General features: G+C 68.0%; 15 protein-coding genes. 4 read left to right on the top strand and 11 right to left on the bottom strand.

All coding sequences use genetic code 11. The features are described from left to right. Positions 1 to 38: 38 nt before the first annotated feature. From L942_RS41355 to L942_RS41315, 9 genes are all read right to left on the bottom strand, one after another. Positions 39 to 650, bottom strand: coding sequence for a TetR/AcrR family transcriptional regulator (locus L942_RS41355; RefSeq protein ID WP_037370809.1), 612 nt, complete (start codon positions 648 to 650; stop codon positions 39 to 41). Then, positions 619 to 1,995 (bottom strand): MFS transporter, encoded by a 1,377-nt coding sequence (locus L942_RS41350; RefSeq protein WP_081655437.1) that lies wholly within the window; start codon positions 1,993 to 1,995, stop codon positions 619 to 621. The genes L942_RS41355 and L942_RS41350 overlap by 32 nt, the downstream gene beginning before the upstream one ends. A gap of 37 nt (positions 1,996 to 2,032) precedes the next feature. Then, complete coding sequence (locus tag L942_RS41345; RefSeq protein ID WP_051166596.1) at positions 2,033 to 3,694, bottom strand: AMP-binding protein; 1,662 nt, start codon at positions 3,692 to 3,694, stop codon at positions 2,033 to 2,035. Continuing rightward, positions 3,691 to 4,131: a thioesterase family protein gene (locus tag L942_RS42430; protein WP_051166595.1), complete on the bottom strand. Its 441-nt coding sequence runs from the start codon at positions 4,129 to 4,131 to the stop codon at positions 3,691 to 3,693. Before L942_RS42430 ends, L942_RS41345 begins: the two co-directional genes overlap by 4 nt. Then, positions 4,128 to 5,474: an enoyl-CoA hydratase/isomerase family protein gene (locus L942_RS41335; protein WP_037370808.1), complete on the bottom strand. Its 1,347-nt coding sequence runs from the start codon at positions 5,472 to 5,474 to the stop codon at positions 4,128 to 4,130. The genes L942_RS42430 and L942_RS41335 overlap by 4 nt, the downstream gene beginning before the upstream one ends. 5 nt (positions 5,475 to 5,479) lie before the next feature. Further along, entirely contained in the window at positions 5,480 to 9,061 is a 3,582-nt protein-coding gene (locus L942_RS41330; RefSeq protein WP_051166594.1) for an indolepyruvate ferredoxin oxidoreductase family protein, read from the bottom strand. 110 nt (positions 9,062 to 9,171) lie between these two features. Next, positions 9,172 to 9,903, bottom strand: a complete 732-nt coding sequence (locus L942_RS41325) for a Crp/Fnr family transcriptional regulator (protein ID WP_037370807.1) — start codon at positions 9,901 to 9,903, stop codon at positions 9,172 to 9,174. 156 nt (positions 9,904 to 10,059) lie between these two features. Beyond that, a complete protein-coding gene (locus tag L942_RS41320) occupies positions 10,060 to 11,130 on the bottom strand; it encodes a Glu/Leu/Phe/Val dehydrogenase dimerization domain-containing protein (RefSeq protein WP_037370806.1) in 1,071 nt (356 codons plus the stop codon). A 77-nt stretch (positions 11,131 to 11,207) separates the two neighbouring features. Further along, positions 11,208 to 12,101 carry an MFS transporter gene (locus L942_RS41315; RefSeq protein ID WP_440201370.1) on the bottom strand — a complete coding sequence of 298 codons (894 nt, stop codon included), beginning with the start codon at positions 12,099 to 12,101 and terminating at the stop codon, positions 11,208 to 11,210. A gap of 206 nt (positions 12,102 to 12,307) precedes the next feature. Between L942_RS41315 and L942_RS41310 the strand changes: the two genes are divergently transcribed. Both L942_RS41310 and L942_RS41305 read left to right on the top strand, forming a co-directional pair. After that, entirely contained in the window at positions 12,308 to 12,829 is a 522-nt protein-coding gene (locus L942_RS41310) for a hypothetical protein (protein WP_051166592.1), read from the top strand. A gap of 228 nt (positions 12,830 to 13,057) precedes the next feature. After that, a complete protein-coding gene (locus L942_RS41305) occupies positions 13,058 to 13,609 on the top strand; it encodes an Lrp/AsnC family transcriptional regulator (RefSeq protein ID WP_326929393.1) in 552 nt (183 codons plus the stop codon). Between the two features lie 341 nt (positions 13,610 to 13,950). On the opposite strand, the gene L942_RS41300 is transcribed toward L942_RS41305, so the two are convergent. Next, positions 13,951 to 16,035, bottom strand: a complete 2,085-nt coding sequence (locus L942_RS41300; RefSeq protein ID WP_037370805.1) for a prolyl oligopeptidase family serine peptidase — start codon at positions 16,033 to 16,035, stop codon at positions 13,951 to 13,953. A gap of 737 nt (positions 16,036 to 16,772) precedes the next feature. Here L942_RS41300 and L942_RS41295 point away from each other — a divergent pair. Beyond that, positions 16,773 to 17,174: a hypothetical protein gene (locus L942_RS41295; protein WP_051166591.1), complete on the top strand. Its 402-nt coding sequence runs from the start codon at positions 16,773 to 16,775 to the stop codon at positions 17,172 to 17,174. A gap of 682 nt (positions 17,175 to 17,856) precedes the next feature. Here the strand turns inward: L942_RS41295 and L942_RS41290 are convergent. After that, complete coding sequence (locus L942_RS41290) at positions 17,857 to 18,213, bottom strand: VOC family protein (protein WP_037370804.1); 357 nt, start codon at positions 18,211 to 18,213, stop codon at positions 17,857 to 17,859. A gap of 230 nt (positions 18,214 to 18,443) precedes the next feature. Between L942_RS41290 and L942_RS41285 the strand changes: the two genes are divergently transcribed. Then, positions 18,444 to 18,980 carry a TetR/AcrR family transcriptional regulator gene (locus L942_RS41285; RefSeq protein ID WP_037370803.1) on the top strand — a complete coding sequence of 179 codons (537 nt, stop codon included), beginning with the start codon at positions 18,444 to 18,446 and terminating at the stop codon, positions 18,978 to 18,980. The last annotated feature ends 338 nt before the right edge of the window (positions 18,981 to 19,318 follow it).

Below are 19,318 nucleotides of genomic sequence, written 5' to 3'. Positions count from 1 at the left end.
ACCCTCGCGGCCTCAGCCCTGCCCGGTGGCAGGCTCGCTCAGTGCAGGCCGGCGATGCGGAGTGCGTAGCGGCTGTACGTCTCGGCGACGGCTTCGGCGGACTGCGGGCCGTCCTCGCGGAACCAGCGGGCGATGCTCACGCACATCTCGAGGATGCCGAAGGCGGCCAGGGTGGGGTCTTCCTCCGTGAACCGGCCGGCGGCGACCCCCTCCTCGATCAGGTCCCGGATCGCGTTCGCGTGGCGTCGACGGAGTTCGAGAACCTCCGAATGAACGGGTTCTTCGAGACTGGCGACGTCGCGGTTCACGATCAGCGCCTCGCGGCGGCGCGTGGCGTGCCGCAGGGCGTAGACGCGCACGGACCGTCGCAAGCGTTCGACGACGTCGCCCACCCCGTGCACCGCCTGCTCGTGGTCCGACCACACCTGCTCGCTGGTTTCCCGGATGATGTCGCGCAGCAGGTCCTGTTTGGCCTTCATGTGGTTGTACAGGCTCGGCGTGCGGATGCCCAGCGCCTCGGCGATCTGGCTCAGCGCGGTGCCGTGATAGCCCCGCTCGGCGAACAGCGTCAACGCGGCCTCTCGGACGGCACCGGGACTCACGGCCGTCTTGCCCTCGCTACGCCCCGCCGACGTCTTGGAACTCGCCACCCGGTGATGATAGCGATGCCCCGGTCCCCGGCTGTCCCGTGCCAGAGCCGACAGGGGCATCGGCCATGTCGAGGTCGCGGGTGTCGCGCAGCGCCAAGGTGCAAAGCGTGCTGAGCAGAGCCAGTCCGCAGAGGAACCCGCCGAGGGCGGTGCTCCCGTAGGCAACCACCAGCTGCGTCGCGAACAGCGGCGTAACCGCGCCGCCGACGACACCGGCGAGGTTGTAGGCGAGGCCAGCACCGGTGTAGCGGTATCGGGCGGCGAACAGTTCCGGGAGCAAGGCCCCGACCGGGCCGTACGCGATGCCGACGACCCCTAGCAGCACGCACAGCCCGACGACGAACGCCAGCGGGGTCCCGAGGTCGAGTATCGGGAAGATGGCCAGGCCGACCGCCGCCGACGCCAGGTTGCCGACAAGGACCGTCCGCCTGCGACCGAACCGGTCCGACGCGATTGCGCCGAGGATTGTGGTCACCGCGAAGGCGATTCCGCCGAAAATCCCGAACGCCAGCACTGTCGTGCGCGGATGGTGCAGCACGGCAGTGCCATAGGTGGTCAGATACGTGACGCCGATGTAGAAGAACGCGAAGACCGTCGTTGTGGTGAGGGCGGCCATGAGTACCTGCAACGGCTGACGGGTGGCCACTTCGAACATCGGAATCTTGGCAACCGAGTTCTTCGCCTTGGCCGTCGCGAATTCGCGGGTTTCCTCGAGGTTCAACCGGACATAGAGCCCTAGCGCCACCAGCAGCAGGCTGCCCAGGAACGGCAGACGCCAGCCCCATGCGACGAAAGCCTCGTTGCTCATCGTCAACGCGGTGCCCAGGAAGGTCGCGCTGGACAACGCGAAGGCCACCGACGGCCCCAGCTGCGGGTACAACGCGTACTTGCCCCGCTTGGCCTTCGGAGCGTTCTCCGCGGTCAGCAACGTCGCGCCGGCCCACTCTCCCCCGACAGCCACGCCCTGGGCGACGCGCAGGACCACAAGCGCCAGCGGTGCGGCGATCCCGACCGAACTCGCCGACGGCAGGAGCCCGATCGCGACGGTGGCGAACCCCATGATGAGCAGTGTGGTCACCAACGTGCGCTTGCGCCCGATGCGGTCGCCGAAGTGGCCGAAGACGACTGCCCCCAGCGGCCTGGCCACGAAGGCGACACCGAACGTGGCGAAGGCGAGCGCAGTGCCACGCGCAGCGCCCAGTTCCGGGAAGAAGACCTTGTTGAACACCAAGGCCGCGGCGGTGCCGTAGACGAAGAAGTCGTAGAACTCGATGACGGTTCCGATCATGCTCGCCAGGGCGATCCTTGTCATCGGATTGCCGCGCGGTCCGTCTGTTCTGACCATGGGGTTCCTTCCGGGCGAGGTGCGGGGAAGCAAAGGGCTACACGGACGTCGGCTGCTGATGCGGTAGCGCGGGCGAGGCGGATTCGCCGAGCCCGAGTTCAGCGACGGCGATTTCGCGCATGCGGAACTTTTGGATTTTTCCGCTGCCCGTAGCGGGAAAGTCGTCGGTGAACCGCCACAGCGAAGGAATCTTCGAACGGCTGATGCGGCCGGAGCAGAACTCGGCGAGCTCGTCGGCCACGGCGTGCGCACCAGTGCGCAGCCGGACCCAAGCCATCACTTGTTCGCCGTAGCGCTCGTGCGGCACGCCGATGACATATACATCGCTGACGGCCGGGTGTTCGCGCAGCAGTTCTTCGATTTCGCGAGGATAGATGTTCTCGCCACCGCGGATGATGACGTCCTTGAGCCTGCCGACGAGAGTCACGTAGCCGCTCTCGTCCATCACAGCCAGGTCGCCCGTCCGCATCCAGCCGGAGGGGCTGATCGACTCGCGCGTCGCGGCGTCGTCGTCCCAGTAACCGGCCATCACTCCGTACCCGCGGGTGCATTGCTCTCCGACGGCGCCAACCGGCACCGTGAGTCCGGTCACCGGATCCACGATCTTGACCTCGACATGCGGGGCGGGCCGGCCGACTGTGCCGTCGCGCGCTCGGACGGGGTCGCTCGGCAAGGTTTGGGTGGAGATCGGCGAGGTCTCCGTCATGCCGCATACCGTCGACAGCTCGGGCACGTGCAACTCGGTGCGGATCCGCCGCACCAAGTCGGGCGGGCACGGCGCACCGCCGATCAGGCCGGTGCGCAGGTCGTCGTGGACGAAGTCGGCCACGTCCGGATGTTCGAGCATGGCCAGGTACATCGTGGGCACGCCGTAGACCGCCGTGCAGTGCTCGGCGGCCACGGCCTCCAGGGTGCGAAGGGCGTCGAACGTCCCGCCGGGCAGCACGAGCGCGGCTCCGTGCGAACTCGCGCCGAGCGTGCCGAGGACCATCCCGAAGCAGTGGAAGAGCGGCACCGGCACGCACACCCGGTCGCGTTCGGTGAAGCCGATGGCCGACGTGACGGTGTACCCGTTGTTGAGCAGATTGTGGTGGGTGAGGGTGGCGCCTTTGGGCCGCCCGGTAGTGCCCGAGGTGTATTGGATCGCGACCGGATCGTCGAAGTCGACTTCGCTCTCGCAGCGTTCGACCGCGGAAAGGTCTCCGTCGAGGTCGGTCCAGCCTTCTTCGAACACGATCGTCTCGCGCAGCAGGGGGCAGCGTTCGCGGGCGTCGGCCACGACCTGGCGGCAGTCGGTCGTCCTGAACCACGCGGCGTGCAGCAGAAGCGACGTCTCCGACTGCGCGAGGGCATAGGCGAGCTCGGCGGTCTGATAGGTCGGGTTCAGCGTGACCAGGACGGCGCCGAGCCGCGCCGCCGCGAACTGCAGTACTACCCACTCGTGCCGGTTGGCCGCCCACACTCCGACGCGGTCGCCGCGCCGCACGCCCCGGTCGTGCAGCCCGGCCGCGACCCGCCCGGTCTCGGCCCACAGCTCCTCGAAGGTGTAGCGGGCGTGGTGGGTCAGGTCGACCAGCGCGGTGCGGTCCCCGTGCCGGTCGGCGATCCGCCGCAGGTTGGCCCCGATGGTCTCCCCCAGCAGCGGCCGGTCGGCGACGCCGCAGGCGTACGACAACGCGGATGCTGGCGGGGTGCTCACGCCGTCGTCCCTTGTTCTTCGCGCGTCCGTTCCGCCAAGCGGGCTTTCTCGGCGAGCCTTCCCTCGAGCGCGGTGTCGTCGACGATGAAGCGCTCGTGGCGGCCGTGCGCGATGACCTCCACGTCGTCGGTCACTTCCACCTCGAAAGAGATGCGGCGCCGGTCGACGGCGGTCACAGTGGCCCGCGCGGTGACTGACTGGCCGCGCACGCTCGGGCGTACATGGGCGATGTCGACCGTGGTGCCGACGCTGTCCTGGCCTGGACGGATGGCGGGTTCGATGGCGGCCATCGCGGCCTCCTCGAGCAGCCGCACGACCGAGGGCGTGGACAGGACGTCGTAGCCGCCCCGGTGCACGCAGTCCGCGTCGCCGACGATCTTCGCGACGGTGCCGGACCGTCCCGATATTGCCGCAGAGCCTGGTTCACTGGTGCTCACTTGACACCGCCGCGCCGTTTGGGGTCCCAGGCCAACTCGAGGTTGCGGATGATGGCCGGGGAGTACATGCACCGCGCCTGGCCGATCACGTGGTTGGCCATGTAGTGGCGGAACATCTCGAGCGGTTCGGCGCCCACCCGCAGTTGCGTGCGGTTGGCGTTGACCCCGACCGAACCGGTGGCGGACAGGGCGTCCACCGCCTCCGCGATCGCCGCCTGCATCCCGGCTTCGTCCGTGACGAGGTCGTCGACGATCTGGCGGCCTTCCGGAGAGTCGACGTAGATGTCGCGGTTGAAGAAGATGCCCTGGCGGGCCACCTTCTCGCCGACGAACCGCGGCAGCCGCATGTTGCCGCAGCCGGGAAGGAAGCCCTCCTTGCGAGCGGGCAGGTTCACGAAGGCGCCCGAACGGGCCACGACTCGGTCCATGACCAGCAGGTACTGGCAGCCGCCGCCGATGGCGTGGGTGTCGACGGCGGCGATCCACGGCTTCTCGTGCCGGTTCTCGACGATCGACACCTCGCCCGTGCCGAGGGAGTGTCCCCGGAACCACTTGTTGATCAGACCGAGTTCGCGTTCGACGAAGAACTCGATCAGCGAGACCTCGCCGTGGTAGAGCCGGGTGAGGTTCACGCCGCTGTCGAAGACGCGACGGCCCGCGTACTTGGGGTGCACGGCCTCGGCACCGCGCAGCACGCCGACATCGATGCGGTCGTCGAGCAGGATGAGGTCCGTCGCGGTCTCCATCGCCGCGGTGGACTCGTCGTCCTCGGCGTTGAGGTACTTGTGGTGCTGGATCGTCAGGTGCCCGACGTTGCCGCGCCGCTCGACCAGGCTGGTGCCCAGGTCGACCCGGTCGGTCCGGCGCAGTTCGTCGAGCAGTTCGAGGGCTTCGCGGCGCGGTTGAGTCATCGCGTGCATCAGGTGGTAGCCGGTACGCGCGTTGTCGAGCACCCGGGAAATCAGGATGCCCTGGTCGAACTCCCAGCCTTCCTTGTCTTTCTGCGGGTGCCGGCGTTCTTCGGCGATGCGGGCACGGGTCGGCACGAGACCGGGCACGAGGTCGGCGACCGCATAGGCCATCTCGGCGACCCGGAGGTTGCGGGTGCAGTGCTCAGTCACCGCGTCGTACACGGCTTCGACGTGCCAGCCGAGGAACTTCTCCCGTGCCGCGCGGCCCCGCTCGAGGATCTCGTCGGCGCGGGCCTGGTCGTCGGCGGAGCGTTCGGGTTTGGGCGGCAGCGCGGCGATCTCCACGTCCAGGGCTGCGAAGTGCTCCGACGCGAGAGCCGAATCCTTCTCGAAGTCGCCGGTGAAGTCGGCAGTGGTGGTCTTGTCGGGCATGGCGGTCAGTTCTCCGTGTTCGTCAGCAGGGGCAGGGACAACGTGTTCGCGAGCCGTCCGCGAAGGACCTCCGCGTGGGCCACCGCTTCCGCGGCCGAGCGCAGCTTGATGTCCTCGTAGCCGCGGATGCTGTCGGGCAGCCGCGCGATGTCCAGCACCGCGGCCTTGTTCTGCAGTTTCAGTTCGTCCATCGCGGACTGGACGAGGTCGATGTACCAGCCGATGAGCCGGCGTTCCTCCACGCGCACGCGGTCGCGGCCGAACGGGTCCAGCCGTGTCCCGCGCAGCCGGCGCATCCAGGTCAAGCCGGTGAAGGCGGGATTCAGCCAGCGCTCCGAGATCGATATCTTGTTCTTCATCCCCATCGCGCGCAGTATCGGCGGGTGCAGGTTGTACTTGACCTTGGTGGCACCGGCGAAGACGCTGGCCGCCTTCTGCTCCCGGCTCGCCCGCAGGTGGAGCCTGGCGACTTCGTACTCGTCCTTGTAGGCCATGAGCTTGTACAGATTGCGGACGACTTCCCGGGTGATCACCAGGCCCGTCCGCTCGCCCAGCCGCGCGCGTTCTCGTTCGGCGACGTCGAGAACGACATCGACGTAACGGGTGGCGTACCCGGCATCCTGATACGCGATGAGCTCGCCGATCCGCACGGCCAGCAGCCGACGGTCCTCTTCGGACAATGGACCGACCCGGTCCATCAGAGCGTCGTACGCGGCCCGGTCCTTTTCCTTCAGTTGCCCTCGCGCGTGCTGCCTCTCGGCTTCGGCGTCCCGCGGCCGCGGGGAGATCAGGTCGCGGACGCGGCCCGGGTCGGTCATGGCGAGCCTGCCGTACCGGAATGCCTGCAGGTTCTGGGCTTTCGCCGTCCCGTTGAGCTCGATGGCGCGTTCGATCGCCGTCGCGGAGATCGGGAGGAGCCCTGCCTGGTACGCGGCACCGAGGGAGACCATGTTCGTGGCCATATAATCGCCGAACACCGTTTCGGCGATCGCCCGCGCGTCCACGGTGACCACCCGCGAGCTGAATCGCGCGACTGACTCGGCCATCGGATCGGCGGAGACTTCCAGCCGGCTGTTGCGGATCATCTCGCCGCTGGGCAGCAGGCCAGTGTTGATCACGGCCGCGGTGTGCTCGGGAGAGCAGCGGTCCAGGTTCGCCGGGTCGGCCGCGGCCATGACATCGGCCGCGAGGTAGAGATCCGCTTTGGCGACCCCGACCTTGTTCCCGGCGGCCCGGGTGCCGCGCGGGCTGAGCACCAGGCTGCTGAGCACCGAGCCCCACTTTTGAGCCGCTCCGGTCTGGTCGTAGCTGACCGCCTCGGCGCCGTCGATGAGCGCGGCCCACGCGAGCATGGAGTTGAGCGTCAGCACGCCGGTGCCGCCCACCCCGGGAATGAAGACGTGGTACGGGCGATCCAGCGCGGGCCGTTCAGGTTCCGGCAATTCGTCTGGGCCTACCGGGGTGTAGGCCGGCTTGGCGAGACCGTCCTCGCTGTACACCGTCAGGAAGGACGGGCAGTCGCCCTTGAGGCACGAATGGTCTTGGTTGCACGAGGACTGGTGCACCTGTGTCTTCGGGCCGAACTCCGTGTCGGTCTTGTGCAGCGACATGCAGTTGGTGATCTCGCCGCAGTCACCGCAGTTTTCGCACACGTCTTCGTTGATGACGACGAACTTGGTCGCCTTCGGCGCGGTACCGCGCTTGCGGCGGCGCCGGCGCTCGTTGGCGCATTCACCGTCATACAGGAAAATCGTGACGCCGTCGGTCTGCTCCAAGTCGCGGAGCACCGCATCGACCGCACCGGCATCGTGCACGGACGCGATGGCGGGCAGATCGGCCTTGCGGTAGACCTTCGGGTCCTCGGCGATGATCGCGATCTTGGTGACGCCTTCGAGCGCGAGCAACTTGGCCAGCTTGGGGACTTCCGAGGCACCGATGGGTTTCTGCGCCCCGGTGTTGGCCACGGCGCCGTTGTAGAGGATCCGGTAGGTCATCTTGACGCCCGCGGCGATGGAGAACCGGATGCTCAAGTAGCTGGAGTGGAACAGGCTGCCGTCGCCCTGGTTCTGGATGACGTGGTCCCGATCGGTGAAGGAGCTCAGGCCGATCCAGGCCACGCCTTCGCCGCCGAGCGGGAACGCCGCGTCGATGCGCCGTTCCGGCTGCTCCATGATACCGGCGAAAATATGGCAGCCCGGCGCGCCCCACGCCACCTGACCGTCGAGCACCTTCGTCGAGACGTTGTGCGGGCACCCTGAGCAGTAGTTGGGGGCTCGCTTGAACGTGGCCGCATAGTCGCGCGCACGCGTCTTCTCCAACTCGTCGAGCCGGCGGGTGATGCTGATCCGTTCGCGGAGGCGCGCCCGCAGGACCGGAGCCAGCCCGGCAGTGACCGCATCAGCGTCGAGGCTGCCGTACTCGGCGAACCGGGGCTTGCCGCCGGCGTCGCGTTTGCCGTGCACCTGCGGGCCGTCGGCGAGGTTGCACACCGCGGCCTTGACTGCGTCTTCGAGGATGGGCCGCTTTTCTTCGATGACGAGGACCTCGTCGAGGCCAGCGGTCGCCGAGCGGACGAACTCGTCGTCGAGAGGATAGAGGGCACCGACCTTGATCAGCCGGACGCCGGCGGCCCGGAGGTCGTCTTCCCCGATCCCCAGATCGCTCAGCGCCTGCCGCGTGTCCGTGTAGCTCTTCCCGGCGGTGATCAGGCCGAGGGTGTCGGCAGAGCTGCGGACCCGGACCTCGTTGAGGCCGTTGGCCCGGGCGTACGCGATCGCCGCCGGATGGCGTTCGGTGAACACGTGCCGCTCGGTCTCGACCACCGCGCCGGGGAAGAAATTGTGTTCCTGCCGCTTGCGGAACGGCTTGCCGTCGATCTCGAACTCGGGCACCACGATGCGGGGGCTGTCCGGGGACAGGTCGATCGTCTGGCCGCCGTCGCACAGCTGGCCGATGAGCTTCATCGCGACCCAGCAGCCGGAGAACCGGGACATCGCGACCGCGTGCAGGGTGTAGGAGAGAAACTCCTCCACCGAGGACGGATAGAGCACGGGGATGCCGGCGTGGGCGAAGGCGAACTCCTGCTCGTACGGCAGCGACGAGCTCTTCGCCTCGTGGTCCTCGCCGCTGAGGATCACCACGGCGCCGTTGGCGGTCGTGCCGCCGAAGTTGCCGTGGCGCAGGGAATCCCCGGCGCGGTCGAGGCCGGGCCCCTTGCCGTACCAGAACCCCGTCACCCCGTCGTACCGGCTGTGCGGATACCGTTCCAGCAACTGCGTTCCCATGAGGGCCGCCGCCGCGAGCTCCTCGTTCTGGCCCATCTGGTGCACGATGTCGTACTCGGCGAGAAGCTCGCGGTTCTGCTGGAGCGCCAAGTCGTATCCGCCGAGCGGCGAGCCCGGATACCCGCTGATGAACGTGCCTGTCCTGAGCCCGGCCCGACGGTCCCGCCGCGCCTGGTCCATCGGAGCGCGGACCAGCGACTGCACGCCGGTGAGAAAGACGCGGCCATCCTCCAGCCGGAAACGGTCCTCCAGCGCGACGTCCGCCTGGTGAGGCCGGTCGACCGGCCTGGCGTCGATCGTCATGCACACTCCACGACTTCGTAGGTGACGAACGACCGAGAGCGTCTCTCCGGACCGGCGGGACTGTCCGTAACATGCGATACGCGGCCGCGAATTCGGCCGGCGTATTCCGGTCAGGGCCGGTAGTCGCCGGCCACCCGCCGCAGCGCGTCCAGGCTCGGCAGCACGAGTTGCCGCCCACAGCGGCGCACGATGTCGTCCTCGATGAGCTGGGCCAGCACCCGGCTCATGGTCACCCTGGTCACGCCGACCATCAACGACAGTTCGTCCAGGGAGTACTGCACGCGCAGCCCGACGGACCCGTCGGGCCGTTCGACGCCATAAGCCTCCACCAGGTGGTCGAACAGCAGGGCGACCCGGCCGCGGGCCGGCAGGCCGTCAGCGGCGATGTGCATGGCGAACAGCCGCGACTTGCGCGAGACTCGCCGGGTCATCTCGAGCAGGATTTCCGGACGCCGGCGGCCGATGTCGACGATCGCCTGCCGGCTGATGGCCAGGACTTCGCTGTCGGTGATCGCGACGCAGGACGCGTACCGCGGCAGTCCGTCGAAACACGTCGACTCGCCGAACCCGGCGCCGGGTTCGGCGTACGACAGCACGCGCTCGGAGCCGTCCGCACGGGTGAGATAGAGCCGCAACCGCCCGCATTTGACCTGGTAGAAGTACTCCGAGGTGGAGCCCTGGCGGTAGACGAACTCGCCGGCCCGGTACCGGCGCGGTTCGCCCAGCGCGGCGATCCGGTCGGCGACCGACGGATCTTCGGTGAGCAGGAACGGTGAGGTGGTCGATACGGCGGGCGACCGATCAGCGCAGCCAGGCCCCGGCTCGGAAATCCCCGCTGTCATGAACGACCTCCTCGCGCCACAGTGCCCGACCAGGCAATACTATCGGTCGTTAGTAGAGCGTGGCGGGCCTGCGGCAGTGTGCGGGCGATTCGCCCGCTCCCGGGAAGCGTCTGCGTGGCTCTCCGGCGGGTCCGGAGCCCCTCGATCGGTGCCGAATCAGCTGACCCGACCGGGCGGGGCGGCGGCGAGGTTGGATTCCGCGAGCTGCCGCGCCGCGGCGTCCGTGCTGATGTCCTGGGTACTGGCCGTCTTGAAGATCGTTTCGACGGTCTGGCCGATCTCCTGCACCCGTGCTAGCACCTCGTCCGCGGACCACCCCAGGATCTCACGTCCGACGAGGTGGATCACCCCGCCGGCGTTGGTGACGAAGTCAGGCGCATAGCAGATTCCACGCCGCCGCAGCACCTCAGCGGCGGCGTCGTCGCCGAGGATGTTGTTCGCCGCGCCAGCGATCGCCGCACACGGCACGGTTTCGGCTACTTGCTCGGTGATCAGCCCGCCGGTGGCACACGGAACGAGCAGGTCGCATTCGGTCGTGGTCACCTCGTCGACCGGCACCAGCCTGGCACCTTGCTCCGCGAACGGCGCGCAGCGGTCGTCGGCGATGTCCGCGACCATGAGCCGGGCACCCGCCTCGCGGGCGAACTCGGCCACCCTTGACCCGACGGCACCGAGCCCCGAGACAAGCACTCGCAGTCCGGCGAGTTCCCCGCAGCCGGCCTCCCGCGCGGCGGCTCGAACGGCGGCGAAAACGCCCACCGCCGTGTTCTCCGCGCTCGAACCGGGGCCGCCGGCCTCGGGCGAGCGGCCGAACACGTAATCGGTGCTGCGACGCAGGACGTCCATGTCGGCGGACTCGGTGCCGACATCAGGGCCCGTCCAGAACGAACCGTTGAACAGCTGGAGGTTCGCGGCGTGCACGTCGAGGATGCGCCGCCAGGTCGCGGAGTCGAGTTCCGCCCGCGGCGCCGGCAGCGCGATGACCGATTTCCCACCGCCCATCGGCAATCCGGCGAGTGCGGTCTTGTAGGTCATGGCGCCGGCGAGCCGCCGGGCGTCCACCACGGCATCCGCAACGTCCGGGTACACCATCGCGCGGGTACCGCCCGTCGCAGGACCGAGCCGCGTCGAGTGCACCGCGATGACGAAGTGCGCGCCGGTCTTCTCATCGTGCCGGACCGCGGTCAATTCTCCTGCCCAGTCCTTCGCGACAGCGTGGTGGTCCATGCATCCTCCTAGTGCGCTCGTGCGCTCCGAGCCGGACTGGCTTGCGGTCGCGGCTGGCTGGTCGTTGTGGCGGGTGATCATGCCGCCGCCAGTCGTCGCGGCAGCGTCAGGCTCGCCATGATCGCCAAGAGGCCTACCGCGCTCGCGATGACGAAGGTCGCGTTGAAGGAACCCCACGTGGGCAAGGGCGTCCCCGGAACGAGGTCGCTGGCCAGGACACTGCCTGACACCTGCGCGCCCAGCGTCCCGGCAACGGTGCGCACGATCAGAATGAAGCCGCTGGCACTGGCCAGACGCTCCGCGGGCACGGACGACGACACGATGTTCATCGCCTCGGTCAGCCCGACGCCGACGCCGAGCCCTCCCAGACCCGCGGCGAGCGCCAGCACGACGGCGTCGTGCCGGGCCAGGAACAGGATCGCTGACGAGGCCACCACCGGCACGCAGGACAAGGTCATCAGCGTCTTGCTGCCGAGCAGCCGCTCCAGCCGTCCGGTCACGGTCGCCGCTACCGCACCGACCACGCCCACGGGCAGCAACAGCAATCCGGCGGTGGCGGCCGTCCCGCCGAGTCCGTATCCGGCGGCGGGAGGCGCCGCCACGATCGTCGGGATGGAAAGGAAGACCGCGTACGTCGCCCAGCCGACCGCGAATGCGGCCACGCAGGTGACGATCACCGGCTTCCCGCCGATACGCAGGTCGATCAATGGCCGCTCGATCTTCACTTCGACCACTGCGAACGCGACCAGGAGCGCCGCTCCCGCCGCGAGGAGCGCAACGAACTTCGTGGACGACCAGCCCCACGAAGGAGCCTCGGTCAAACCGATGAGCACCGCGAACAACCCCGCACCTGGCGTCCGGCTCTGGCCAGCTCCAGCGCGATGGCCGAGCCGATCACCCCCGCGCCCACCACCACTGCGTCTGCGCCGAGTTCCGCGCTCATCTTTCCTCCCTGACGGTTCCCGGAGCATTTTCCGGGCCGTTTCCCTCGCATCCGCGGTCTCGCCAATTCTGCTGGGCGAATAGCCCCGGCCGCGGTAGACAACTGTCGCGGCCCACGCTCTCTCTCGACAACGAATGACGGTGGTCGTGAACGAAACAGGCGGTCGAGATCGGATCGACGCTTGCGAGCGAGAAGAGCAACCATGCGTTCCACAATGGACGATCGATACCGTACGTGCAGGCGCACAATAACGCCGACCTGCGCACGGACATCGAAGTGGGCGGGCAATACGTGGAACACGGCTCCCAGATCGACGATCACATGGCCACGATGATGGCCAAGCGCGGCGTGGCCCTTGTCCCTACTGTGGCCGTCGTGCACGCGCTCTTGACGGACCCCGCCGACGTCGGCTTGTCGGCGCACATGGGTGGCCGGATCGGCAAGGCCCTCGAAGGGATGATCGATGTCATCCGCGTGGCGCGCGCAGCCGTTGTGCTCGTCGGCTCCAGTTCGGACTACGTCGGCCCGAACAAGGCACATCGTGGGCGCGAATTGGTGTTGCGATCCGATGTCGAGTCCCCTGTGCAGGCACTCTTGTCCGCGACCCGGGACAACGCTCGAGTGCTGCGCATGGAGAACCAGATCGGCACCATCGGTCCGGGAAACTGCCCGATTTCACGGTCTTCGGCTCCGGTCCGCCCGTCTTCGACGACCCCGGCCAGGTCAAAACGGTGGTCCAGCGCGGCCGGATCGTGAAGGACATTAGCTGAGATCGCGCATCCGCCCCGGCCACTGCGTCCGCCCGATCCAGGCACCGTCAGGCAGCCGATCGGGTCGCGGAGATCAACATGCGGTCCCGGCGTGCGGAATCCAGCCCGCGATCGCCCGGCTGGTCCGCAATCCCGTGGAGTGGCCAGCGCCCGGCCAAATTCCCTTCGCGGTCACCGTGAATCTGACGGACTAGGCCCGCGAGGACCACGCCCCGTGAGCGGGCTGGGCCTCGCCCATGCACAGCACATTGTCAACGAGTCAGCGCACCCGAAGCCTAAACATGACTTCGCTGGCGCGGACATGTGGCATCTTTTGCTCATGGACAGGATAGACCGCGCAATCATCCGCCATCTGCAAGCTGACGGACGCCTCGCCAACACCGAGCTCGCCGACAAAGTGGGTCTGACGCCGTCGCCGTGTCTGCGGCGGGTGCGCGCGCTGGAGGAATCCGGTGTCATCACGGGCTATCACGCCGCCGTCGACGCCACCGCACTCGGCCGGGGTTTCCGCGTGCTCGTGCACATTGACATGGCCACGCAGGACATTGACACCATCGAGGCATTCGAAGCCAGGATCGCGGAGATCGACGCGGTCGAGGAGTGCTTCCGCCTGTTCAGTCAACCCGACTATGTCCTTTGGGTGGCCGTCGCCGACCTCGCCGCCTACGAGCAGGTGTACATGAGCACCCTTACGCGCTTGCCCGGGGTCGCACGCACCAACTCCCAGTTCCCGATGAAGACGGTGAAAATGACGGGTGCCGGATGACCGCCCAGCCGTCCAGGGCGCGGCGGTGCTTACTCCGCCTGCCCCATGGCCCGGCTCAAGATCGGCGTAGGGGCACCGCCGTTCGCGTTCGCGCCCACTTGGCCAGTGTCGACCGGGATCGGTCATCGTCGGACCGCGAGAGGTGAGCTGACACGCGACGCGGGGAGGTTCTCCGGCGCACCCGTGCAGGCAGACGAATCTGCGCAACTCGAGCCGGCGAACGTCCGGGAAAGCCTCTTGGAGAGGAGGCATCCGATCCCGCTTGCGACGGCGCACTTGCCGAGGTGGACGAGCACGACACGCGTGCGGGATCCGGCCCGGGGGACGCTGACGGCGGGCGCCTATCGGGTGTGTCGCCCAGCCTCGGGCGGCACCATGCCGAGTTGTCGCATCAGGAAGGCGAGCCAGTGGGTCGCGTGGGTGATGCTCTCCGATCGGCTCGTGGCCATGCCGTGCCCCACCTCGTCCCACACCCGCACCAATGCCGGACCGACGACGCTGGTCGCAGCCTGCGCCCGGGCGATGAACTTGCGTGTCGGGCCGGGCGGGCACGCTACGTCCGCTCCCCCGGTGTGCACATACAGCGCCGGGTAGGCCACGCCGTCCTTCAGGTTCTGGTACGGCGACATCGTGGCGAGACGGGCGACGTCGTCCGGGTCGTCGAGGTCGCCGTATTCGGCGGTGACGGCGAACCGGCCGTACGGGTGGCGGTGGGTTCCGACGATGTCGAGCACTGGGCACTGCGCCACCACGGCTGCCCACAGATCCGGGCGCTGCGCGTACGCGACCCCGGCCATGATGCCGCCGTTGCTCCAGCCGGTCAGCGCTAGCTTTTCGGTGGTCGTCACCCCGGTGGCGACGAGGTCTTCGGCGATCGCGTAAAGGTCGTCGAAGCTGTTCTGCTTGTGCTCGACGCGCCCGGCGTCGGCCCAGTCCGATCCGAGGTCGCTGCCGCCGCGCTGGTGTGAGATGGCGAGCGCGCCGCCGGCCGCGACGAACGCCGCGACCGGGCCGGAAAACTGCGCGGGCCACGAGACCCGGCCGCCGCCGTATCCGCTGACGAGGGTGGGCACCGGGCCTGTTCCGGCACCGTCCGGCCGGACCAGGTGGTACGGCACCCGGGTGCCGTCCGCGGACCGCGCCCAGCGGAGCGAGGAGGCCACGCCGCGGAGCCGAGCTCGTGGTGCGCGCAGGGTGTCGACGCATCCGGAGCCGAGCCGGTAGCGGTACAGTCCCGGCGACGACACCGGAGTCGAGAACAAGAACACGAACTCGTCCGGATGCCCGTCGGGAGCCAGGGTGGCGTTGGGAAGCACGTCGAGAGGCAGCGCGCCCCGACCGGGCAGCGGCACCTCCTCCAGTTCCGTTCCGTCGCGGTCGAAGACCCACGCCCTGCCCTCGGTGTCGACCGACCCGGTCACCACCAGCCGCCCGCCGATTAGCCGGAGGTTGCCGAGCACGCGCTCGGATTCCGGGACCAGTTCGCGCCAGGTGGCCGGGTCCGACGGATTCGGTCCGTCGAAAGGGATCTCGACGACGCGGCCTCGCGGCGCGTCGTGGTTGGTGACTGCGACGTAGAAATCCCCGTCGATGACGCCCGCGACGGATGAGTCGATGCCCTGCACGAACGGACGCCACTGCCGCTCCGGCAGCTCGCAAACGTACTGCGGCAAGGGCCAAACGCTGGTCACGACGGCGTGGCGGCCGTCCGCGGCAACTTGGACAGTCGGCCCGTCGGCGGCGTCGACCGGTTCGGGATCGGCGGTGACCGGACTCCCGACCAGATGCAGGTACAATCGCAGGGCGAAGCCGCCCTCGGACGTGATGCCGGCTGTGTAGAAGAACCCCGAACCGTCCGGCAGCCACTGCGGGATGACCAGCGGACCCAGCGTCCGATGTGGAATGCGGTCCGCCAGGCGACGACCGGTTTCCACGTCCAGCAAGTAGATCTCGCCCAGATCCGAGCCGTTCGCACACACCGCGAAGGCGACCTTTCGGCCGTCCGGGGACGGAGCGAGCCACGAGATCTGCTGGTCCCCGGCGGCGTTGGGGTCGTAGAGCACCCGCCCGGAGCCTTCCGGCTCGTCGGAGACGATGAGGACGGCACGGTCCGGGTATTCCGGTGCCGGAGTCCGGTCGAGCCGGAACCATCGGCCGCCGGCGAACCGCGGCACCGGTTCAACCATCCAGTTCGGCGAACCGGTGCCGTCCGCGACGTAGTGTTCGATCACGGCACGGAGCCTGGCCAGATGCGGCCATCCCTCGACGAACGCGTCGGTGAGAGCGTTCTGCTCCCGCTGCCAGGCCATCGATTCATCGGACTCGTCCTCGAGCCATCGGTACGGATCGGGGAACGTCATCCCCGCGACGGTGTCCTGGGCGTCAACGGTTCTCGCCACCGGATATGCCAGCTGCTGACCGAGCATCGCGTGCCTCCGTTCAAGCTGTTCCTTTGTGGACGGTGATAAGATGATCGGTTGCCCGGTCCCTGCCTCGGACCATTCACGAGCGGTTTCCCTGACGAGCTGCTGCCAACCGACGGCCCCGGACGTTGTCGTCGTCACCAAAGTGACAGCTCGCGGATGGCAGCTGAACCGATAGGGAGGCGGCGGCCGCTGGTCGGCACCACCTTCCCGCCGCGACGTTTCCCATGCCCTGCAGGCCGTCTGCCATCGGCTCATCCTCCAACTTGAACGACCGGAACGCGAGCGACACATCATCGGGGAACCGGCGCATCTCGCACGACAAATGTCGCATGCGACGTCCTCACCCTCAGCGACGCTGAACGGTGACCGAGCCTGTCGTCGGCAACGCTGTCGTTGCGCGGTGCCGCCAGCCTGCTTTTGCTGTCATCGGCGGCATAGCTGGCACACCCGTCTACTTTGCCTCCGCTCTGATTCTCCAGTTGTTCGTTCCACTCGCCGGTGGATCATTCACGAAGTCGGCGACGGCGAGGAGTTCTTCCACCAGGGCTCGACACCGGACCCTCGACGGCTGCCGCCACAACGTCAAAAAACGAAGGCAAGCGACCGTGCGGTGCGCGCGACCCACGGGAGCGACATTTGTCGATGTGTACCGCCGTCTTGTCGCAACTTCTGGATAAAGACCCCAGTGACTCGCAGCCATACGCTAGAGCTCTCATCGCCCGTGATGGGGAGGAACGTTGGCCGAGCTGATCTTCATGTCCCGAGAACACGTCGACCGAATGAACGAGTTGCTCGGCGGGTCTGCCGAAGTCGCTTCCGCCTGTGCACAGCTGGACCGCGACTACACGATCACCTACGAGCTGAGCGATGGCCCGGGCGGCGCCGTGTACTGGACCCTGCGCCTCGACCCGAAGGCGGGCGCGTCATTCTCCCTGGAGCCGCCAGTACACGCCGATCTTACCTACGTGACCGATTGGGCCGAAACGATTCTGTACAGTCGCGCATCCCGCGATGGCGGCCAGGCGACCGAACCGGTGATCGAGACGCGCGGCGACCCGTCGGTGACCCAGCGCGTCGCCAAGGCATACTCGGCCGCGCAGAAGGCCGCGACCATACCGACCGTCTTTCCTGAAGTCTGACTCGACGCAGGAAGCCGGGCCCGAACAGTAGCAAGCATCATGGCGGCTACGCCAACCTCGTCGATGCTCCGCAGCGGCAGTCATAAAGGCGTCGCAGCCAGGTTGGCACAGACGGCCGTTTCCTCGAAGTACCGATAGTTCGACCGGGTGCTGAGACCAAGGCCCAGCAATCGGGATACCACGCGAGCTAGGTCCGCACGGTGGAGGCGATCTCCCTCGCCTCGGCGAGCGATGCCACCAGCGGCGCTTCGCAGTACACGCCGTTGCTGGAATCCAGCACGAGGAGAACGAGATCGCGGTCCACCGGGACCCGTAAAGGAAGGCAGCGCCGAGGCTGAACCCGCGTGACGGTGTTGGCTGCACACGCACCTCGGCAAGCACAGCCGAGTCACCACGTGGGTGTCCGCTGCGTCGGCGGAAGCCATGCGCGCAGGGTGAAAGCGGAAGCCGAGGCCATCGCCACTGTGCAACTGCCCGGGGCGGGCGCTCGGCCAGGACCCCCTTCTCCTTGGAGAGCACAGGCTGAGAGCTGTCGGGTCTCGCATGCGCTCCTGCGCTGCCGGCGTCGTCATGGCGAACAGCCGAAGCGGTGGGGCGTGGACCGTCCCGCGGCCTGGACCTGTGCCCGGCGCGCCGGCACGAGTGCCCACGGATTGCACGACTGGATCGCACAACGGCGAGATCAAGCCCGCAGGCAGAACGGATGACCGGCTGGATCACGGAGCACCCGGAAGCGCTCCGGACCAGGTTGCACTGCTTCTTTGGTGGCTCCGAGCCCGATCGCCTTGCGTTCGGCGGTGTCGAGGTCGTCTACGGCGACGTCGAGGTGGATCTGCTGCGAACGCTGAGCGGAGGGCCAGGTGGGCGGCCGGTAGTCAGCGACCTTGACCGCACCGAGGTGAAGCGGACCGGCCTTGACCGCACAGAATCCCGGCGTCTCGACCACCGTCTCGCCGTCGACCAAGTCAGCCCAGAACCGGGCCAGGGCGGCGGGGTCGGCGCATTCGAAGTTGATCGCGGCGATGCGGGCTGCGGACATGCACACTCCAGGTGTCGGCGGATCGGGAATCAGGCCACGGAACAGAACCGGCCGTCGAGAAGGCTCTGGTCGCCGTCGAACCGCGAGCCAGCGGAGCCTCCGCGTATTCGCGCGGCGCACTTCGCGAGCCGCTCCGTCTTCCGGAAACCCGGTACCGCACGAATGCCTCCCGAAGACGCGAGCTGGGGTATGGTTCGGACTATACCAGATAAAACGAATGGTCGTTCTTTATGCCGAGAGTCACTCAAGCACACCTCGACGCGCGACGTCAGCAGATCATCGACGCCGCCCGCGCCCGCTTCGCCACGCATGGTTTCGCCCGCACGTCCATGGCCGATCTCGTCGAAGCGTCGGGCTTGTCCACCGGGGCGATCTACCGGTACTTCAAAGGCAAAGACCAGATCGTCGCCGCCATCTGCGAGCAGGCGGGCCAAGCGCTGCCCACCGAGCTGACCGCCCGGTCCGTGCGGGACTTCCTTGAGCACATCCGCACGCTTGCCCGGGAAGAGGACCACGCCCGTCTGGTGACCCAGATCTACGCCGAGGCCGCGGTTTCCGAACCGCTGGCCGCCCTCGTCCGGCAGCAGCTCGACGAACTGCGTGCTGCGGTCGCGGCGCTCCTGCCCGACCGCGAGCAGGCGGAAGCCGCCCGGACCGCCGAAGCGTTCGTTGCGCTCTGCGACGGCTACCGCCAGCAGCTCGCCGTGCGCGGCGACCTCGACCCAGCCCCTTTTGCCGCGGCAATCATGGCCATCATCGAGACCTGACGACACACCGCGGAACATCCAAGTGCGCGGGTGTCCTGGCTCGCCTTCTCGACGCCTGTTCTTCTCGACAAGGTCAACGGGCTCGTCCGCCGTCGACTGACATGTTGTGGCACTTCAGGGACCTGATCGCGCCGATCGCGGCCAGCGCATGATGTCGAACCCGTCGGCCGCTGTCCCGAACGGCGACGCGGTGGCGACGAGATCGAAGGCGACGTGGCCACGATTCCACGCAGCGGCCAAAACGCAGTCGCATGCCGGCGGTTTGTCCTCTCCTCGCGACACCATCTCAACGCCTGCCGCCGTCGGCAGCAGTTGCGCGCGATCGCACTCGGCACCGA

The organism is Amycolatopsis orientalis DSM 43388 (assembly GCF_000411975.1).
GTDB lineage: Bacteria > Actinomycetota > Actinomycetes > Mycobacteriales > Pseudonocardiaceae > Amycolatopsis > Amycolatopsis orientalis_D.
This window is presented reverse-complemented; position numbering and strand designations above follow the sequence as displayed.